1 protein-coding gene is annotated in these 821 nt (G+C 34.3%); it reads left to right on the forward strand.

Going from position 1 to position 821, the window contains the following annotated elements:
* A partial coding sequence (locus tag ABR854_RS25725) for a hypothetical protein (RefSeq protein WP_350268728.1) occupies positions 1 to 821 on the forward strand: 821 nt, incomplete at both ends.

Raw genomic sequence — 821 nt, forward strand, 5'->3', positions numbered from 1 at the left:
AAAGGTGATAAAGGTGACAACGGTTCTGTTTTGCCTACTCTTAGCTATTCAACAACCGTAAACTTACCAAACAACAACCCTGTAACAATTACGCACAATCTTAATCTTTCTAATCCTGACCGTATTCAGGTGCAGTTGATTGGTGCTGATGCAGGTAATGCAAACATTAACAATCAAAACATATATTGGTTTCAAATTTTGAACGCAACTTCTAACACTGTACAAATTGCGTTGAACGTTTTAAGTGCTAATTACTATGGTAATCATAAGGTAGTTATTTTTGCTTCAGCACCTGAAACATTAAGTATTCCAAATAGTATTTTGAAAAATGGTGCATTAGAGTTTGGTAACACTTTGTTTTGGAATGATATTATAATTGATAACAACAGATATTTAGGACGATTGTCGATTAAACGAGCCACACAAGGCATATCTATTCAAAATGTGAATACACCGATTTCAAAACAATGCTTGTATAGAGTAAATGGTTTTTTGAAATCAGCCGTTACAGGCAGTATAGTACTCAAAATGTTTGACCATCAAAGCAATCTTGTTATCAATACATCAGGGTTCAACTATGTTCCTGTTATTTCGATACAAATCACCCCAAATTTCACAGAATTCAACGCTTTTTTGGGTGGAGTTGGGAACACATTGATTAACTTTTCTGAATCTGCAATTTTCATTCGACCTCAAATTTTTTCAAATACAGATGGAGAAGTTTTAGTTAATAGTTTTAGAATTACGGAAGTTAGTCTCGGTGAACCAGTACCGTATAATATTGCTTGGTTGCCAAAAGGTCAAACAGTTTTCGACCCAAC

Origin of the sequence: Emticicia sp. W12TSBA100-4, assembly GCF_040253585.1 — a bacterium.
Classification (GTDB): domain Bacteria; phylum Bacteroidota; class Bacteroidia; order Cytophagales; family Spirosomataceae; genus Emticicia.